Source organism: Streptomyces sp. NPDC090119, from assembly GCF_044747085.1.
Taxonomy (GTDB): Bacteria; Actinomycetota; Actinomycetes; order Streptomycetales; family Streptomycetaceae; genus Streptomyces.
Genome location: NZ_JBIVDK010000008.1, coordinates 166,450 through 183,713, shown reverse-complemented (window position 1 = coordinate 183,713; position 17,264 = coordinate 166,450). Strand labels below are relative to the sequence as shown.

The window sequence follows — 17,264 nt, the reverse complement described above, 5'->3', positions numbered from 1 at the left end:
TCGCTCGGGCGGTGGCCGGGCCGCTCGTCGGCGCCGGGTCACTCGGAAGAGGGCCCGCGCCGTGTCGCAGCGCGGGCCCTCATTGTGCGGTACCGGCTACCGGTAGGAGACCGACACCGGCTGGTGGACGCTCGTCCTCGGGGTGGTGATCTTCAGGGTGTGGGCCGTGGCGTCCCACTGCCAGGCGGTGGGGGCGAGTGTGGTGCCGTTCGCGGTGACGTGGGCCGGGGGCTTGGTGAGGCCCTGGAAGGTGACGGTCCAGGTGCGCCGGTTCGGGGCGCCCTTGTAGGTGCCGTGGGTGGGGGCGATGCGCAGGGTGCGGTCGGTGTAGGTGATGCGGGTGGTGGCCGAGCGATGGCGGGCGGGGGTGCTGACGCCGTCGTCCTCGTAGAGGGTGAAGGCGCCCGGCGCGCCGGTGGCGACGGTGACGCCGACCTGGTCGAGCGGGGTGCCGGAGTCGTGGGCGGCGTTGCCGGTGCGGGTGGTGACGATGCCTCCGGCGCGGACGAACACCGGCATGGTGTCCAGGGTGGTCGTCACGTCGTACGTGGCGCCGCCGGTGCCCGCGGTGTAGGTGCGGCCGGTGAAGTAGTCGGTCCAGGTGCCCTGGGGGAACCAGACGGAGGTGGTGGTGCTGGTGCCGGGCGTGGTGACCGGGGCGACCAGCATGTCGGGGCCGTACAGGTACTCGCTGCCCGCCCTGGTGTAGGCGGCCTCGTCCTCGGGGTGGTCGAGGTAGAGGGGGCGGACGAGGGGGACGCCGGTGGTGGCGGCCTGCTGGGCGAGGGTGTACGTGTACGGGACGAGGGCCTCGCGCAGCCGGAGGAACTTGGTGGCGGAGTCGCGGGCCGCGTCGCCGTACTGCCAGGGCAGCCGGTCGCTGTGGTTGCTGTGCAGGCGGTCGATGGGCTGGAAGGTGCCGAACTGGACCCAGCGGGCGTACAGGTCGTCGGGCAGCTTGGTGGTGCGGTGGGTGCGGCCGTCGTCGGTGGTGTAGGTCTCGGCGCCGGGGATGCCGTGTCCGTCGTTGTGGCCCCCGATGTCATGGCTGATGGCGGCCATGCCGGTGGCGGCGGACTCGCCCGGTGTGTAACCGACTTCGGCGCTCAGGGTGCCCCAGGTGGAGGCGGTGTCGCCGGAGAAGTGGAGCGTGCTGCGCTTGTCGGCCCAGGGTCCGGTGGGCAGTCCGACGCCACCGCTGTAGCCGCCCGCCTGGAGGGAACCGTAGGCACGGGAGAGCACGAAGGGACGCTCGGCGGTCTCGGCCGTGAGACCGGCGTACTTCTGGTTGATCCAGGCGTCCGGGGTGACACCGGGCTGCGAGGAGCGCGAGGCGTCGCAGCACCAGTCCAGCCACCAGAAGTCGTTCCCGGCGCGGTCGAAGGGCCGGTGCAGATCGAGGTACGCCTTGAGCTGGTCCGGGTCGCCGAAGTCGAAGGTACGGCACTCCGAGCCCGCCGAACCGGCGCAACCGCCCTTGCTCAGCTTGCCCTTGGCGGTCTCCTGGGCCTTGGCGTACTGCGGGTCGGACTCCAGGATGCTGGGGTGCACGTTCAGGGTGTTGTGCAGCCCCTGCGCGGTGGACCAGTCGAAGAAGCCCTTGGGGTCGGGGTACTTGGCCGGGTCGAAGTTCCAGCCGCTCCAGGTGTTGGGCGCCTTGAAGTCGGTGTCGGTGACGAGCACGTCGAGCGGAACCCCGGCGGCGCGGAAGGCGGGCAGGATGGTGCCCTGGTAGTCCTTCGCGGTGCGGTCGATGTACTCGGAGTACCAGACGCCGTAGGCCCAGCGGGGCAGCAGCGCGGGCGGGCCGGTCAGGGTGGCGAGGTCGGTGAGGCCCTGCTTGTAGTCGTGGCCGAAGCCGAAGAGGTAGCCGTCCTGGTAGGGCTTCCCGGCATGCGCGGCGCGCGAAGTGGCCTTGCCCGTGCGGGAGTCGTAGACGGCGGAGGGGGTGTCGTCCAGCAGATGCCAGCCGTCGCGGTGCAGTAGGCCGGGGGTGGTGCGGGGGCTGGGGTCGTTGTCGCCGTCGAGCCCGTCGAGGCTGCGGCGGTAGCCGCCGAGGGCGAAGTGCGGCGCGGGGGCGGGGTCGGCCGTGGCGGTGACGGCGAGGGTGTCGACGTTGACGTGGCAGCTGGCGGTGTCGGGGCAGGCGAGGGTGACGTCGTTGGCGCCGGCCTTCAACTGGACGGTGGTGGAAACGGTCTGCCAGGTGTCCCAGTTGTCGGTCGGGTCGAGGGTGAGGGTCGCCGGGGTGCCGGTGCCGGTGCGGACCTGCACGCTGCGCTTCTCGTGGCGGCCGTCGCCGCCGGTGCCGTTGGCGTAGCGCAGGTGGAGGCGGTAGGTGCCGTCGCGGGGTACGTCGGTCACGCGGCGGGTGAGGGAGGCGTCCTTGTTCAGCTCGGCGGCGAAGCCGTCGCCGGAGTTCCCCCGGTGGTCGGTGGCGATGACCGCGGTGCCCGCGAGCAGGCCGTCCTCGGCCTCGCAGCTGGTGCCGAACGCGCAGGCGGGGACGGCGGTGCGGTCCCGCGCCGGGTAGTCGGCGCCCGGCTTCACCAGGGCCGCGCTGTCGATGTTGACGTTGCCGGAGTCGGTGGCGGTGCGCTGGAGCCGTACGGTGTGGCTTCCGGCGCCGAGGGTCAGGGGCAGCCGGGCCACGCCCCAGGTGTTCCAGTCGGCGGTGGCCGGGAGGCTGAACGTCCTGGCCGCGCCGCCGTCCACGCTGAGGCTGAGGGTGCGGGTCTCGCGGCGGCCGTCGGAGCCGACCGCGTTGGCGTACCGGACGGCGTACTCGAAGGCGCCCGCTTCCGGTGAACGTACGTCCGTGGTCAGCGAGTTGTTCGTGACGTCGAAGCCCGCGAGGAAGCCCTTGCCGGTGTATCCGGTGTGGTCGATGGCGACACCGGGGCCGTCGTGGAGCTGGCCCTCGGCCTCGCACAGGGTGCCCACCGCGCAGTCGGGGCGCTGCCAGGGGCTCGCCTGCACCTGCTGCTGCCCGGCCTTCAGGCGGACGGTCAGGTTGTCGGCGGTGAAGGGTCCGGACCCCACCTTGTAGCGCAGGGTCAGGGCGCTGGTGGTGACGGTGAGGACGCCGTCCTTCACGGAGGAGGTGTAGGCGGGCGGGGTGAAGGCGTTCCGGCCGATGGCGTTGAAGGTGGCGCTGTCCTCGAACTTGTCGTCCCCGGCGTACTCGGTGCGGATCAGGGTCGGGGACAGCACCTGGAACCGGGCGCCCGGCACCGTCACGGTGGCCGAGCGGGCCTTGGCGGCCGGGGTGGCGGCGTCGGCGCCGACGGGGGCGAGCGCGACACCCGCGCATGCGAGGACGAGGGCGATGACCGGTCCGCGCGGCGGGCGGAGGGTACGGGGGAAGGGTGGTCGCACGGCACGCTCCTGGGGGCGGTGGCGCTCTCGTCGAGCGCGACGGACATGCGGAGACGACGGGGTGCAGCACAGGTGCGATACAGCGATACAACGTTGTAAACACGGCTCCCCGGCATGACACCACGCTCCGCTTTCACGTGTCCAGGGTGCGAACCGACAGCGTTGTCAGGGTAGTTGGCGTGCGGCGCGCGCGACAGGTGTTCCGTCCGGTTCCGGCTGTGGCTGCTTCCGTCTGTGGCTGCTTTTGCTGCTGTACAGCCCTCCCCCTCGGTGCTGTCGTGCAACTGACTGGGCTTGTTCAACGTTGGAGGACTCGCCATGCCGGTTCACAGACCCCGTTTCCTCGGCGCGCTGCTCGCCCTGGCGCTCGCGCTCGGCGGAGTGCTCGCGCTCCCCTCCCCCGCGCGCGCCGCGACGACCGTGTGCGCGCTCTCCTGCGACACACTCGATCCGTCCAAGGCCCGCCAGGAGTCGTTCCCGGTGCCGGACCGGACCGTCAACGGCCGTCTCCTCCGACTGCATGTCTCCGAGCCGGACAGCATGGCCTGGGCCAGTGTCGACCAGGGCAAGCAGGGTGACGCGGTGTGGCTGGACCGGTCATGGGACCGGGGCGCGAGCTGGGACGGGCTGCTGGGGAAGGCGAGCATCCCCGCCTCGTGGACCGGCACCCGGACGCTGATGTACAACGTCACCGACCCGGTCGCCCACCGGCGCGGCTGGGTCCGGGCCTGCGCCGACGCGGCCGGGGTGACCTGCACGGACTGGTTCCGCCCACGGGTGTGCGACGGCACCTCCTGCGACGGCGCCGACCCGGCCACGGCGGCCCGTGACGAACGTCCGGTGCCCGCGACCACGCTGTACGGGCGCACCATCAGCCTGCACATGGACCAGGCGAACGGCATGGCGTGGGGTGTGCTGGAGAACGGCGGCGCGGGCGACGAGATCTGGCTCGACCGCTCCTGGGACGAGGGCGCGAGCTGGCCGGAGGGCTCCTCGCTCGGCCGGACCAGCGTGCCGTCCGGGTCCTCCGCGACGCGTACGGCGATGTTCGCCACGCGGGACCCACGTGGGCTGCTGTACGGCGGTGCTGTTCGCGCCTGCGGACGTGAGTCGGCGCACCAGGACGGGAGTTGCACCGCGTGGGCGCGCCCGGCACCGACGCGGGCGCGGGGCGCGGCGGACGCGCTGATGGCGTCGTACCGGACCGACGAGGGCTGGTGGCGCAGCAGTTGGTGGAACTCGGCGGTGGCGCTGACCTCGGTGGCCGACTTCGCGCGGGCCACGGGACGGCACGACTACGACTGGGCTCTCGCGCGGACCTTCGAGCAGAACAAGGGTGTCTTCCCGGCGGGCGGCCGTAGTTCGGACCCGGTGGAGGGGCACTTCATCAGCCGGGCGGTGGACGACGCTGCCTGGTGGGCGATCGCCTGGGTGGCGGCGTACGACCAGACGGGCGAGCGGCGCTATCTGGACGAGGCGGTGACCATCACCGACTACGTGCGGGGGTTCTGGGACACCGGCACCTGCGGCGGCGGGGTGTGGTGGGACCGGGAGCGCACGTACAAGAACGCGGTGACCAGCGGCCTGTATCTGTGGCTGACGTCGGCGCTGCACCAGCGGCTCGCCGGGGACACGGTGTGGGGCACCCGGGCGGTGACCGCCGGTGACTGGTATCTGCGCAGCGGGCTGATCAACTCCTCCGGCCTGGTGAACGACGGGCTGACCAGCGGGTGCGCCAACAACGGTCAGACGGTGTGGAGTTACAACCAGGGGCTGGCGATCGGCGGCCTCACCGAGCTGTGGCGTTCGACCGGTGACAGCCGCTATCTCGACACCGCGAAGCGGCTGGCGGACGCCGCGCTGTCCTCCCCCGCGCTGACCCGTGACGGAGTGCTGACCGAGTCGTGCGACGTGGGCGGCGCGAGTTGCGACGACAACCAGAAGCAGTTCAAGGGCGTCTTCGTGCGGCATCTGGCCGATCTGGCGTCGGCCACCGGCTCGTCGGCCTACCGCGCATATCTGGTGCGGCAGGCCGACTCGGTGTGGGCCAAGGACCGGGACCCGCTGAACCGGCTGGGCCAGCGGTGGGCCGGTACCGGTCCGAACCAGGTGGACTGGCGGACCCAGGCGAGCGCGCTGGCGGCGCTGACCGCGGCCGGGTGAGCCCTGCGGTCCGACGAGGCGTTCAGCCGACCCGGCGCCGCCTGGCCAGCCAGGTCTGGGCGACGACGACCAGGACGAGGAACGCCCCGCTGACCACCTGCTGGTAGGCAGAGTCGAGGGAGCCGATCTGGTTGATGACGTTCTGGATGACCTTGAGCAGCAGCACGCCGACGAGGGAGCCGCTGACGTAGCCGAGGCCGCCGGTGAGCAGGGTGCCGCCGATGACGACGGCGGCGATGGCGTCCAGCTCCATGCCGTAGCCGAGGATCGTGACACCGGATGCGAGGTAGGCCGCGTTCAGCGCCCCGGCGAGACCGGCGAGCAGCCCGGACAGGGTGTACACGCTGATCTTGGTGCGGGCGACGGGGGCGCCCATCAGCGCGGCCGCCTGTTCGTTGCCGCCGACGGCGTACACCCGTTGCCCGAACCGGGTGCTCCGCAGCAGCACGGCACCGCCGATGAACAGAACCGCCGTGATCCACACGGGAGTTCCGATGCCGAGCAGCTTGCCCTGGCCGAGGGAGGCGAAGACGGAGTCCGGGTCGACCAGGAAGGTCTTGGCGCCCTCGTCGGTGATGGCCAGCATGAGCCCGCGCGCGGCGAGCATCGAGGCGAGGGTGACGATGAACGGCGCGAGCCCGGTACGGGCCACCAGCAGCCCGTTGACGAGGCCGATCGCGGCGCACACCACCAGCGGCAGCAGCAGCGCGACGGCGGTGCCGTACTGGGAGCCCCAGGCGGCGAGGACACCGCCGAGGACGAACACGGAGCCCACGGAGAGGTCGATGCCGCCGCTGACGATGACGAAGGTCATGCCGAGGGCGACGGTGGCGAGGAACGACGAGGAGACCGCGATGTTGCCGAGGTTGTCGCCGGTGGCGAAGGAGTCGAAGGACAGCGAGGCCACCGCGGCGAGGGCGACGAGGGCCACGAGGGCGCCGTGTCGCTGGGCGAGGGCTGCCACCCGGTCGCCGCGCCGGGCGGTGTCGCCGGGGGCGGGTGCGGTCCGTCCGGCGGCGGTGGGGTGTTCCTTGGTGCTGGGCATCACCGCTTCCCCCTCTCCCGTGCCGCGTACACCGCGAGCACGATCACCACGGCCTGGGCGATCTGGGTCCAGGACGAGGGCAGGTCGTGTTTGATCAGGGTGGCCGTCAGGAGCTGGATGAGGACGGCGCCGGCCACCGTGCCGCCGATGCGTACGCGTCCGCCGGTGAGCGGGGTGCCGCCGACGACGACGGCGGTGATGGCGGACAGTTCCATCAGGTTGCCCAGTGAGCTGGGGTCGCTGGCCTGGAGCCGGGCCGTGGCGAGGAACCCGGCGACGGCGGCGAGGATGCCCGAGCAGACGTAGACGGTGATCAGGACCCGGTGCACGGGGAGTCCGGCGAGCTGGGCGGCGGGGCGGCTGTCGCCGATGGCGAGGAGCCTGCGCCCGAAGGTGGTCCGGCGCACCACGAAGCCGACGATCAGGGCGAGAGCGGCCGCGATCAGCGCGAGGTAGGGGATGCCCACCACGCTGCCGGAGCCGAGGGTGGCCATGGCGGGGTCGCGTACGTCCTTGAGCTGGGGCAGCAGCACCAGGGCGATGCCCCGGCCGCCGACCATGAGCGCGAGGGTGGCGACGATGGGCTGGACGCCGACGAACGCGATCAGCGAACCGTTGGCCACGCCGATGACGGCACCGCCGACCAGCGCGGCCAGCAGGGCGATCCAGGGTCCGTAGCCGAGGTAGAGGGAGGTGACGGAGGTGGCCAGGGCCATCACGGCGCCGACGGAGAGGTCGATGCCCTCGGTGCCGATGGCCAGCGCCATGCCGAGGGCGACGATCAGCACCGGGGAGACCTGGACGGCCTGGGTGCGGAAGTTCTCGCCGGAGACGAAGTGGTCGGTGAAGAACACGTTGAACAGCAGCAGGACGGCGAGGCCCAGGTAGACGCCGTAGTTCTGGAGCCAGCCGACGACCGTGGACCGGTCGGGCAGCGTCCGGTTGTCCAGGGCGAGTTCAGTCATGGTGGGGCGCCTCCTCCTCGGCGGCCTCGGCGATGGCCCGCAGGAGCTGGTCGGCGCCGACCTCGTCCCCGGTCAGCTCGCCGACGACCGAGCCGTCCCGGAGCACCACCACCCGGTCGGAGCCTTCGATGAGTTCCTCCACGTCGGAGGAGATCAGCAGCACGCCGAGGCCGTTCTCGGCGAGTTCGTCGATGAGTTTCTGCACCTCGGCCTTGGCGCCGATGTCGATGCCGCGGGTCGGCTCGTCGAGCAGCAGCACCTTGGGGTGCATGGCCAGCCAGCGGGCCAGCAGCACCTTCTGCTGGTTGCCGCCGGAGAGTTCGCCGACCTTCTGGTGGGGGCTCGCGGCCTTGATCCGCAGCCGTTTCATGAAGGTGTCGACCACGGCGTCGACCTTGGCCTCGGAGACGAGCCCGAAGCGGGACATGCGGGGCAGCGCGGCCAGGGCGATGTTCTCCCGGACGGACAGACCCGGCACGATCCCCTCGGTCTTGCGGTCCTCGGGCAGCAGGCTGATCCCGGCCCGGATCGCTGCCGCGGCCGACCCGGTGCGCACGCGCTGCCCGTCCACGGTGACCTCACCGGCACCGAGCGGAAGGGCGCCCGCGATGGCCTTGGCGGTCTCGGTCCGCCCGGAGCCGAGCAGTCCGCCGAGGCCGACGACTTCACCGGGGCGGATGTCCAGCGAGACGTCGTGCAGTTGGTGGCGCTGGTTCAGATTGCGCGCGCTGAGCACGGGCTGGGACCCGGCGTCGTGGCTGCCGGTGAACTTGGTGACGCCCTCGGCGCGGACCTCGCCCATCTCGCGGCCCAGCATCAGGGAGACCAGCTGGAGGCGGCCGGTCTCGGCGAGCGGGCCGGTGTGCACCAGGCGGCCGTCGCGCAGCACGGTGACCGTGTCGCAGATGGCGTACAGCTCGTCCATGCGGTGGCTGACGTACAGCACGGCGATGCCCTGTTCGCGCAGCCGCCGGATGACCCCGAACAGGGTTTCCACCTCGCGGGGTTCGAGCGAGGAGGTGGGTTCGTCCATGACGACCACGCGGGCGTCGACGGAGACGGCACGGGCGAGGGCGACCATCTGCTGGGCGCCGACGCCGAGTTCGCGCAACGGGCGGCGTACGTCGACGTGGACGCCGTACTCGGCCATGGTGTCCCGCGCCTCGCGGTGCATGCGGGCGAAGTCGATCAGGCCGAGTCGGGTGCGGGGCTCGCGGCCGAGGAAGAGGTTGCGGGCCACGCTCATCAGGGGGATGAGGTTGACCTCCTGGTAGATCGTGGAGATCCCGGCGTGCTGCGCGGCGAGCGGGGTGGGGAAGGCCACCGCCTCGCCCTGGTGGCGCAGTTCGCCCTCGTCGGGGCGGTACACCCCGGTGAGGACCTTGATCAGGGTGGACTTGCCCGCGCCGTTCTCGCCGACCAGGGCGTGGGTCTGGCCCGCCCGCAGGGTGAACGTCACGTCGTCGAGGGCCAGTACACCGGGGAAGCGCTTGGTCAGGCCGGTGACGGCGAGGACTTCGTCGGGTGGTGCGGTCACGGCTGCTCTCCATGGGGTCATGGGCGACGTGCCTGCTCGGGGCGCCGAGAACCTTCGGAGGGTTCTCGGCGCCCGGTCGAAGTGGGCGCTCAGTAGGCCTTGTTCAGGTCGGCCTTGGCGTTGGCGCCGGTGTACTGGCTGTCCTGGATGACGATGTCCTCACCGACGGGCTTGCCCTGGGTGAAGGAGTCCAGGGTGGCGAAGGCGAGCGGCCCGAAGCGCGGGTTGGACTCGATGACGGCGCTGATCCAGCCGTCCGCGATGCCCTGCACGGCGTTACGGGTGCCGTCGATGGTGACGATCTTCACGGCGCCGGGCTTCTTGCCCGCGCCCTTGAGGGCGTTGACGGCGCCGAGGCCCATCTCGTCGTTCTCGGCGTAGATCGCCTTGATGCCGGGCTTGGACTGGATGAGCTGCTCGGTGACCGACTGGCCCTTCTCGCGGGTGAACTCGCCGGTCTGCTTGAAGACGACCTTGAGTCCGGGGGCCTTCTCCTTGACGCGGTCCTCGAAGCCCTTGGTCCGCTCGGTGGTGACGTTGTTGCCGGCCGCGCCGAGCAGGATGGCGATCTCGCCCTTGCCGCCGGTGGCCTCGATCAGCTGGTCGGCCGCGCGGCGCCCCTGGGCGACGAAGTCGGAGCCGATGAAGCTGACGTAGTCCTTGCAGGGTGCCGCGTTGATCTGCCGGTCGATGGTGATGATCGGGATCTTCTTGGCCTGGGCGGACCGGAGCACCGGCTCCCAGCCGTCGGAGTTCAGCGGGGCGATGACGAGCAGCTTGGCGCCCTTGGCGATGAGGTCCTGCACATCGCTGATCTGCTTGGAGAACTGCGACTGGGCGTTGGCGGTGAGCAGCTTGATGCCACGCTTCTCGGCCTCGGCCTTGATGGAGGCGGTCTCCGCGATGCGGAACGGGTTGGCCTCCTTCTCGGACTGGGAGAAGCCGACGGTGGCGTTCTTCAGGTCGAGCGTGTCGGCGCCGTAGTCGCCGATCGCGCAGGTCTTGCCGCCGCCGCTCTCGGCGACCTGCTTGCCCGCGTCGTCGCCCGCGCTGCTCGACTGCGTGGGGGCTGAGTTGTCGCTCTCGGACTTGGTGCAGCCGGTGACGAGCGCCAGCCCGGCGACGAGCCCCATGGCGAGGATGTTTCTGGTGGTGGTGCGGGAGTGCGGCTTCATGCGGATTACCCCACTTCGGGACTGCGGAAGGCCGTCCGGCCGTGACCAGATCAGGATGCTTTTTACATCGTTGGAAGTGCCGTGTAAACACCTTGCGCCGGGCGACACCGAACCGATACCAGCGCCAACTGGGGCTTGTGACACGGGATTTACGCTGGTCAGAACGAGTGCGGACGCCGTCCGAGGGTGCTCTCCCGTTCCACCAGGGTGAAGCCGGGCTGGAGCAGGCGCGCGGCTCGGGGAGTCTCCTGGTTCTGGTCACCCTTGAGCCGCCCGACGACGGACTCGACGGCGAGCCGGGCGATGGCCTCCTTGTCCGGGGAGACGGTGGTGAGGGTGACGGCGGCGTACCGGGACTCGGTGATGTCGTCGAAGCCGACCACGGCGATGTCCTCGGGCACCCGCAGGCCCCGCTCGGACATCACCCGCATCGCACCCAGCGCGACCAGGTCGTTGTAGGCGAACACCCCGTCCGGGCGCTCGCCGGAGTCGAGCAGCTCCGCCATGGCGCGCGCGCCGTCCTCGTGGCCCCAGCCGGTGGTGGTGGCCACCAGCCGTTCGTCCACCACCACCCCGGAGGCGGCCAGTTCGGCCTGCCAGCCGATGAACCGCAGGTGGGCGGGCTGGTGGGAGCGGTCCCGGCGGGCGCCGAGGAAGGCGATGCGGCGGCGGCCGAGGGCGAGCAGATGGCGTACGGCGGCGCGGGCGGCGGCGATGTTGTCGATGACGATGTGGTCGTAGGGCAGGTCGTAGCGGCGCTCGCCGAGCAGGACCAGCGGGGCGTCGTCGCGGCGGGCGGCCAGGTCCTCGGTCTCCAGCTCCAGCGGGCTGAGGATCAGGCCGTCCATGACCCGGGCGCGGAAGCCCTGGCAGACCAGGATCTCCTGTTCGCGGCGACCCTGGGTGTGGTCGAGCAGGACGGTGTACTCGTGCTGGGCGGCGGCGTCGATGACGGCACCGGCGAGCTCCGCGAAGTAGGAGTTGCCGAGTTCGGGCACGGCCAGGCCGATGATTCCGGTGCGGCCCTTGCGCAGATGACGGGCGGTCAGATTCGGCCGGTAGCCCAGCTCGTCGATGGCCGACTGGACGCGGGCCCGCATGGCCGGGGTGACGTGCGGATAGTCGTTGACCACGTTCGAGACGGTCTTCACGGAGACCCCCGCACGTTCGGCCACGTCCTTCAGACTCACGTGCATCCTCAGTCCTCCCACGCCTCGTGTCAGACACCTGGACAGAGCGCAGGAGGCGTGTTCTCATGCCAACTGCCCTTGTTTCCAACGTTATACAAGATGTGCTGGAGCACGGGCAGAGCACGCACCCGCAACTCCGTTTCCCCCGGAGGTACTCGTGCCACCATCCTCTCGCCGCAGGTCCCGCCCGCACCGCTGGCTGGCCTCCGCGTTCACCGCCCTGACGCTCGTGGTCTCCGGCGCCGCCGCCTCCCAGGCGTCCCCGGCATCACCGGCCGCGCCGAAGGCCGACGGGCCGGCCGAGGCCCACGGTCTCAAGGGTGAGTACTACACCCAGTCGGCGTCCGGAGCCTTCGACTTCGCCACGCTGAAGGCGACCGCCTTCGACCCCTCGCTCGACTTCCCCGACCTCGAACCCCGTCTGAAGGCCCGCACCGGCCAGCAGGACGACGTGAGCGTGCGCTGGACCGGGCGCCTCACCCCGGAGAAGACCGGCGCGCACACCTTCTCGATCTCCGGCGACAACGGCTTCCGGCTGTGGGTCGACGGCAAGGAGGTCATCGACCACTGGGTGGACGACTGGGACCGTGAGCAGAACTCGGCGCCCGTCACCTTGGAAGCCGGTCACGCCTATGACATCAAGGTGGAGTACTTCGAGCACTACGGCGGCTCCAACCTGCATGTGCGCTGGACACCGCCCGGCGGTGCCAAGGAGGCGATCCCGCAGTCGGCGTTCAGCCTGCCGGACGGGTTCACCTACAACGGCCCGCTGGACTCGGCGATCCAGCCGGACGGCAAGACCCTGGTTCTGGACTTCGCCCAGCAGCTCGCCGCTCCCCCGGCCGGGTTCGACGAGCACCTCGACATCGATGTCGGTGGCTCCGCCTGGCCGCGCGGCACCGCCAAGCTGGACCCGTCCGACCCCAGCAGGCTGATCGTCCCGCTGACGGAGCCGGTGGTCGGCGGCCACGGCGGCTATGCGGACCTGCGCTACGACGGCAAGGGCGGCCTGACCGGCACCGACGGCGTCGCGGTCGCCGACTTCTGGAGCACGGGCAGCAACCACTCCACGTACCAGCTCCGCACCCCCTGGGCCGACCAGGTGAGCCCCACCAACGCCCATCCGGAGTACCCGCGGCCGCAGTTGACCCGCGACAAGTGGAAGAACCTCAACGGCACCTGGGAGTTCGCGGGCGCCGAGGCGGGCGAGCAGCCGCCCACCGGCAAGAAGAAGCTGGGCGAGAAGATCCTGGTGCCCTACCCCGTCGAGTCCCAGCTCTCCGGGATCGAACGGCACGAGGACCGCATGTGGTACAAGCGGACCTTCACCGTGCCCGCCGACTGGCAGGTGCACGGCACGCGCCGCCTCCAGCTCAACTTCGACGCGGTGGACTGGCAGGCCGTGGTGTACGTCAACGGCAAGAAGGTCGGTGAGCACAAGGGCGGTTACGACCGGTTCAGCCTGGACGTCACCGACGCGCTGCGGAAGAACGGCGGCCTCCAGGAGCTGATCGTCGGCGTCTACGACCCGACCGACTCGGCGAACGGCGAGAACCCGCCGATGGGCAAGCAGCGCCTCGACCCCAGCGGCATCTGGTATACGCCCAGCTCCGGTATCTGGCAGACGGTGTGGATGGAGCCGGTCGGCCGGGACCGCGCCGAGGACGTGAAGACCACCCCCGACCTGGCGAACCGCTCGGTCTCGGTGAGCGTGCGCGGTGTCCGGGACGGCGTGCCGGTCACGGCCGTGGCCTACGACGGCAACCGCGAGGTCGGCCGGGCGAGCGGCAGCGGTGGCAAGGCGTTCTCGGTGCCGGTCCCCCGCCCGCACCTGTGGACCCCGGACGACCCCCACCTGTACCAGCTGAAGGTCACCGTGGGCCGCGGCAACGACACCGACCGGGTGGGCAGCTACTTCGGTATGCGCTCGGTCGAGGTCAAGACGGTGGACGGCAAGCAGCGCGTCCTGCTCAACGGCAAGCCGGAGTTCCTGATGGCCACCCTGGACCAGGGCTTCTGGCCGGACGGCCTGCACACCGCGCCGACCGACGACGCGCTCGCCTACGACCTGAAGGTGCACAAGCAGCTCGGCTACAACTCGGTGCGCAAGCACATCAAGGTGGAGCCGGACCGCTGGTACTACTGGGCGGACAAGCTGGGCCTCATGGTCTGGCAGGACATGCCCGCGATGAACACGGTCAACCCGTCGGCGACGGCCCGTACCGAGTACGAGCACGAGCTGAAGGAGATGATCCTCCAGCACGACAGCCACCCGTCGGTGGTCATGTGGGTCACCTTCAACGAGGGCTGGGGCCAGTACGACCAGGCGCGGATCGCGGACTACGCCAAGTCCCTCGACCCGACCCGGCTGGTCAACAACATGAGCGGCCTGAACTGCTGCGGCGCGGTGGACGGCGGCAACGGCGACATCGCCGACGCCCACGGCTACCCCAGCCCCCAGGTCCCGCAGGCGGACGGCCGCAGGGCCCTGGTCAGCGGCGAGTACGGCGGCCTCGGCCTGGGTGTCCCCGGACACGCCTTCCCGGTCCAGATGACCTATGTCGGCGTGACCCCGGAGACGTACACCGACGTCTACCTCGACCGGCTGAAGGAGGTCGAGCAGCTCGCGGCCTGCAAGGGCAGCAACGGCGCCGTGTACACCCAGATCACGGACGTCGAGGGCGAGTTGAACGGCCTCCTCACCTATGACCGCAAGGTCCTCAAGGCCGACACCAAGCGACTGCACGCCGCGCACGAGGCGCTGATCAAGGGCGCCGAGAACGGCACGCTCACCTGCACCTCCTGACCTACCGCGCGGCCCGCTCCCCCGTGGGGGCGGGCCGCGTGTCCCCATGCCGGACTCACCCCCAGGAGCGCCCGCATGTCCCTCCCTCGACGTCACTTCCTGGCCGGCGGCGCGCTGGCGCTGGGCTCGGCCGCACTGTCCGGCCCCCTCGCGTACGCCGCCCCCGGCGCCGCCCGAGCCCTCGCACCGGCCGCTTTCACCAGGCTCGCGCCAGGCAGCATCACCGCCCGCGGCTGGCTGGCCGGACAGCTCAGACTTCAGCTCGACGGGTTGTGCGGGCGCTACGACCGGCGCTCGCACTTCCTCGACTTCGACAACTCCGGCTGGGTGCACCCCGAGAAGCCCGGCTGGGAAGAACTGCCCTACTGGCTACGGGGTTTCGTCCCACTCGCCATCGCCACCGGGGACGCCGACGCGCTGGCCAGAGCCCGCCGCTGGATCGACGCGGTGCTGGCCACCCAGCAGTCCGACGGGTTCTTCGGCCCGCGCGGCTTGCGCACCTCGCTGGACGGCGGCCCCGACTTCTGGCCGTTCCTGCCGCTGCTGATGGCGCTGCGCACCTGGCAGGAGTACGCGGGCGACCAGCGGATCATCCCGTTCCTGACCCGCTTCCTGACCTTCATGAACGCCCAGGGCAAGGGCGCCTTCGACCACAGCTGGATCGCCACCCGCTGGGGCGACGGCCTCGACGTCGCGCTGTGGCTGCACGACCGTACCGGCGACGCCTTCCTGCTGGACCTCGCCGACAAGATGCACACGTGGGGCGCCGACTGGACCGGCCCGCTGCCTTCCCCGCACAACGTCAACATCGCGCAGGGCTTCCGCGAACCGGCCCAGTACGCCCGGCGTTCCGGCTCGGCCTCGGACACGAGTGCCACGTACCGCACGTACGACCAAGTGCTGGGTGTGTACGGTCAGTTCCCCGGTGGCGGGTTTGCCGGGGACGAGAATCTGCGGGCCGGTTTCGGTGATCCGCGGCAGGGGTTCGAGACGTGCGGGATCGTCGAGTTCATGGCCAGCCACGAGCTGCTCACCCGGGTCACCGGGGACCCGGTGTGGGCGGACCGCTGCGAGGAGCTGGCGTTCAACATGCTGCCCGCCGCGCTCGATCCGCAGGGCAAGGCGGTGCACTACATCACCAGCGCCAACAGCGTCGACCTCGACAACGCGGCGAAGACGCAGGGGCAGTTCCAGAACGGCTTCGCCATGCAGTCGTTCCAGCCCGGCGTCGACAACTACCGGTGCTGTCCGCACAACTACGGCATGGGCTGGCCCTGTTTCACCGAGGAGCTGTGGCTGGTCACCCCGGACCAGGGTCTGGCGGCGGCTCTCTACGCGCCGAGCCAGGTGACGGCCACCGTGGCCGGGGGCACGCGGGTCACCGTCACCGAGGAGACCGACTACCCCTTCGGCGAGACGGTCCGGCTCACCCTCTCCACGCCCAAGCCGGTCCGCTTCCCGCTGCGGCTGCGGGTGCCGGGCTGGTGCGCGGACCCGGTGCTCACGGTGAACGGCCAGGCGGTGGCCGCGCGTCCGGGCCCTACCTTCGTCACCGTGGACCGCACCTGGGCGAACGGCGACATCGTCGCCCTGAAGCTGCCCCAGCGCACGACGGTACGCACCTGGACGGGCGGCAAGAACGCGGTCAGCGTGGCGCACGGCCCGCTGACCTACGCGCTGAAGATCGGTGAGCGCTACGTCCGGTACGCGGGCGACGACACCTTCCCCGAGTACGAGGTGCACGCCACCACCCCGTGGAACTACGGGCTGGTGCCGGGCGCGGTGCCGGAGTTCGTCCGGGCGGGGGGCGCGGTCCCGGCCAACCCGTTCACCCTGGAGGGCACGCCCGTACGGATGACGGCGCGGGCCCGCCGTGTCGCCGAGTGGGTCGCGGACGATGAGCACGTGGTCGCGCCGCTCCAGCCGAGTCCGGCCCGGTCCGCCGCCCCCGTGGAGACGGTCACGCTGGTCCCGATGGGGGCGGCGCGGCTGCGGATCAGCAGCTTCCCGACCGCCGCGCCGGACGGCCGCCCGTGGACCCCGGAGCCGCCGTTCCGGCGGATTCGGAACAAGAACAGCGGCAAGGTGCTCGCCGTGGACAACATGTCCACGGCCAACAGCGCCCGGGTGGTGCAGTTCGACGACACGCCGACCGGCGACCACGCCTGGCAGTTGCTCGACCGCGGGGACGGCTGGTTCCTGGTCCGCAACGGTCACAGCGGCAAGGTGCTGGGCGTGGACGGCATGTCGACGGCCGACAGCGCGCTGGTCGTCCAGTACGAGGACAACGGCACGGACGACCATCTGTGGCGGCGCCTGGACAGCGGTGACGGCTGGTTCCGGCTCCAGAACAAGCACAGCGGCAAGGTGCTCGGGGTGGACCGGATGTCCACGGCGAACAGCGCGCAGGTCGTGCAGTTCGCGGACAACGGCACCGACGACCATCTGTGGCGGATCGGCTAACCGTGGGAGTCGTCCCGGTCAGCTGGGCCGGGACGACTCCAGCAGGTCGCACTCGATGAACGAGGGCGGGCTGGTGCACAGGGCCGCCATGCGCTCGGCGAAGGCACGGGCCTCGGGGTCGTGGCGACTGCGGCCCGCGGCCTCCAGGGAGGCGAACTCCAGCACCTCGTAGTAGCGGTCGTCCTTGCTCTTGTCCTTGAGGACGGCCTGGTAGCTGGGGCCGTGTTCCATGCCCCCGAAACGCCGGTCGATGTCCATCGCCAGGGTGCGCATCTCGTCGATGCGGTCGGTCTCGAAGGCGATGATCTGCACGAACTTCTCGGCCACGGTTCCTCCAGCCGGACAGGGCGCCGCCACCGGGACGGGGGCGGCTCAGCACCCAACGAAACACGGCGGGCGGCGGTCGGCAATTCGTCGCGGGGCGTTCGCCGTACGGCTTGCGCGGTCGCGTATGGGTGTCGGACCCGTCCCGGTATGGGGGTCAGCACCGATGGTGGCGCGGTGCGCGGGCGTGCGACGGTGTCATGGCCCCCGCGACCCGA

At 71.0% G+C, this 17,264-nt stretch carries 10 protein-coding genes; 3 read left to right on the top strand and 7 right to left on the bottom strand.

The features are described from left to right. Positions 1–96 precede the first annotated feature (96 nt). The gene (locus tag ACIPPM_RS29910; protein ID WP_401453479.1) at positions 97–3,330 is read right to left on the bottom strand and encodes a TIM-barrel domain-containing protein; all 3,234 of its coding nucleotides are present in this window, start codon (positions 3,328–3,330) and stop codon (positions 97–99) included. A 366-nt stretch (positions 3,331–3,696) separates the two neighbouring features. Here ACIPPM_RS29910 and ACIPPM_RS29905 point away from each other — a divergent pair, with 366 nt between their 5' ends. Continuing rightward, positions 3,697–5,541: a glycoside hydrolase family 76 protein gene (locus ACIPPM_RS29905; protein ID WP_401453402.1), complete on the top strand. Its 1,845-nt coding sequence runs from the start codon at positions 3,697–3,699 to the stop codon at positions 5,539–5,541. Positions 5,542–5,563: 22 nt separating this feature from the next. On the opposite strand, the gene ACIPPM_RS29900 is transcribed toward ACIPPM_RS29905, so the two are convergent. The 5 genes from ACIPPM_RS29900 to ACIPPM_RS29880 form a co-directional block, all read right to left on the bottom strand. Beyond that, a complete protein-coding gene (locus ACIPPM_RS29900; protein ID WP_401453400.1) occupies positions 5,564–6,586 on the bottom strand; it encodes an ABC transporter permease in 1,023 nt (340 codons plus the stop codon). After that, positions 6,586–7,551: an ABC transporter permease gene (locus ACIPPM_RS29895; protein ID WP_393914328.1), complete on the bottom strand. Its 966-nt coding sequence runs from the start codon at positions 7,549–7,551 to the stop codon at positions 6,586–6,588. The genes ACIPPM_RS29900 and ACIPPM_RS29895 overlap by 1 nt, the downstream gene beginning before the upstream one ends. Beyond that, entirely contained in the window at positions 7,544–9,109 is a 1,566-nt protein-coding gene (locus ACIPPM_RS29890) for a sugar ABC transporter ATP-binding protein (RefSeq protein ID WP_401453397.1), read from the bottom strand. Before ACIPPM_RS29890 ends, ACIPPM_RS29895 begins: the two co-directional genes overlap by 8 nt. Positions 9,110–9,177: 68 nt before the next feature. Next, the gene (locus ACIPPM_RS29885) at positions 9,178–10,263 is read right to left on the bottom strand and encodes an ABC transporter substrate-binding protein (RefSeq protein WP_401453395.1); all 1,086 of its coding nucleotides are present in this window, start codon (positions 10,261–10,263) and stop codon (positions 9,178–9,180) included. Between the two features lie 158 nt (positions 10,264–10,421). Beyond that, complete coding sequence (locus tag ACIPPM_RS29880) at positions 10,422–11,459, bottom strand: LacI family DNA-binding transcriptional regulator (protein ID WP_401453393.1); 1,038 nt, start codon at positions 11,457–11,459, stop codon at positions 10,422–10,424. A gap of 151 nt (positions 11,460–11,610) precedes the next feature. Here ACIPPM_RS29880 and ACIPPM_RS29875 point away from each other — a divergent pair, with 151 nt between their 5' ends. Continuing rightward, positions 11,611–14,259 (top strand): PA14 domain-containing protein, encoded by a 2,649-nt coding sequence (locus ACIPPM_RS29875; protein WP_401453391.1) that lies wholly within the window; start codon positions 11,611–11,613, stop codon positions 14,257–14,259. Between the two features lie 75 nt (positions 14,260–14,334). Then, the gene (locus tag ACIPPM_RS29870) at positions 14,335–16,722 is read left to right on the top strand and encodes an RICIN domain-containing protein (protein WP_401453389.1); all 2,388 of its coding nucleotides are present in this window, start codon (positions 14,335–14,337) and stop codon (positions 16,720–16,722) included. Positions 16,723–16,740: 18 nt separating this feature from the next. Here the strand turns inward: ACIPPM_RS29870 and ACIPPM_RS29865 are convergent, their stop codons facing one another. Then, a complete protein-coding gene (locus ACIPPM_RS29865; protein WP_401453387.1) occupies positions 16,741–17,049 on the bottom strand; it encodes a hypothetical protein in 309 nt (102 codons plus the stop codon). Positions 17,050–17,264: the final 215 nt, after the last annotated feature.

Bases quoted from the DNA above. Each gene is read 5' to 3' on its own strand.
- ACIPPM_RS29895 (WP_393914328.1), bottom strand. From the start codon at position 7,551: ATGACTGAACTCGCCCTGGACAACCGGACGCTGCCCGACCGGTCCACG.
- ACIPPM_RS29885 (WP_401453395.1), bottom strand. From the start codon at position 10,263: ATGAAGCCGCACTCCCGCACCACCACCAGAAACATCCTCGCCATGGGG.
- ACIPPM_RS29890 (WP_401453397.1), bottom strand. From the start codon at position 9,109: ATGACCCCATGGAGAGCAGCCGTGACCGCACCACCCGACGAAGTCCTC.
- ACIPPM_RS29900 (WP_401453400.1), bottom strand. From the start codon at position 6,586: ATGCCCAGCACCAAGGAACACCCCACCGCCGCCGGACGGACCGCACCC.
- ACIPPM_RS29880 (WP_401453393.1), bottom strand. From the start codon at position 11,459: ATGCACGTGAGTCTGAAGGACGTGGCCGAACGTGCGGGGGTCTCCGTG.
- ACIPPM_RS29905 (WP_401453402.1), top strand. From the start codon at position 3,697: ATGCCGGTTCACAGACCCCGTTTCCTCGGCGCGCTGCTCGCCCTGGCG.
- ACIPPM_RS29870 (WP_401453389.1), top strand. From the start codon at position 14,335: ATGTCCCTCCCTCGACGTCACTTCCTGGCCGGCGGCGCGCTGGCGCTG.